The 1300-nt window shown below is 38.0% G+C and carries 2 protein-coding genes; one reads left to right on the top strand and one right to left on the bottom strand.

What is annotated here, in order from left to right:
- Window positions 1–103: 103 nt before the first annotated feature.
- Complete coding sequence (locus tag AC6F75_RS06500) at window positions 104–523, top strand: hypothetical protein (RefSeq protein ID WP_500714145.1); 420 nt, start codon at window positions 104–106, stop codon at window positions 521–523.
- A 36-nt stretch (window positions 524–559) separates the two neighbouring features.
- On the opposite strand, the gene AC6F75_RS06495 is transcribed toward AC6F75_RS06500, so the two are convergent.
- Window positions 560–1300 (bottom strand): carboxyvinyltransferase (locus AC6F75_RS06495; protein WP_500714144.1); only part of this gene is annotated, 741 nt, incomplete at its 5' end.

The raw sequence follows: 1300 nt of genomic DNA, 5'->3' as shown, positions 1-1300 counted from the left end.
CTCCCATTTGAAACTGATTTTTGCAATAAAGGAAACATGGCTTTAATTACCAAGAATAAAAACTTTTAATAAAACACCCAATTTTACAAAAAACCTCAAAATCATGAAAAATAAAACCCAAATACAAATTTTAGATAACTTATTAGAGATAAACAACGACCGTGTCCTTATATATTCATTGGTAAAAAATGAGATAGTTTATGAAGACCTCAAAAAAAATCTTGATACTTGTATCAAAAACAGTTTATTGTGCAGTGCTCAATTAGCGGAAGAGAAAAATAGAATACTAACAAAAGAAAATTATAAGGCTGTAGCAAATCAAGAGTTTTTTAATGTATGGTTGGTCATTAATGAGAGCCTTTCAGTACACAAACATGAAACAATTAGTTCGCTCTTTAAAGAAAGTGAAAATGTATTTAAATCTACTTATGAGTATGCTTTGAACAAGGATAACTTAAAATACCTGTCTTTAAGGCATAAAAGATTGATTTTAAGACAAAAAGAACGGCTTTTAGCGAGTTAGAAAGTAAAAAACGTAAAAATTAAACCCGGTTTTGTATCAGTCCAATCTGGTGATTTTTGCGCCAATGGCCTGAAGTCTCCCGACGATGTGTTCATAGCCGCGATCAATCTGCTCGATGTTGTGAATGGTACTGGTTCCCGTTGCTGAAAGTGCTGCAATCAACAAAGCAATACCTGCCCTGATATCAGGTGAAACCATGGTGGTGGCTTTGAGCATCGACTGAAAGTCATAGCCAATTACAGTCGCCCTATGCGGGTCACAAAGTATTATTTTGGCTCCCATATCAATCAATTTATCCACAAAAAACAAACGGCTTTCAAACATTTTTTGGTGAATCAACACACTGCCTCTGGCTTGGGTGCATACCACCAAAACAATACTCAACAAATCAGGGGTAAAGCCCGGCCATGGTGCATCGGCTATGGTTAAGATTGAACCGTCAATATAACTTTGGATTTCATAATGGTCTTGCTCGGGAATATAAATATCGTCTCCTCGCTTTTCAAGGGTGATGCCCAGTTTCCTGAAAGTATCGGGAATGATTCCCAGGTTTTCCCAGCTCACATTTTTGATGGTAATTTCGCTACGGGTCATCGCGGCAAGTCCTATCCAGCTGCCAATTTCAACCATATCGGGCAAAACGGTATGCTCACAACCCCCCAGTGAATCTACACCCTCTATCTTTAATAGGTTTGACCCTACTCCACTAATATTAGCCCCCATACTGTTGAGCATTTTGCAAAGCTGTTGCAGGTAAGGTTCACAGGCGGCATTGTA

The sequence above is a fragment of the Planktosalinus sp. genome, from assembly GCF_059864935.1.
This window is presented reverse-complemented; position numbering and strand designations above follow the sequence as displayed.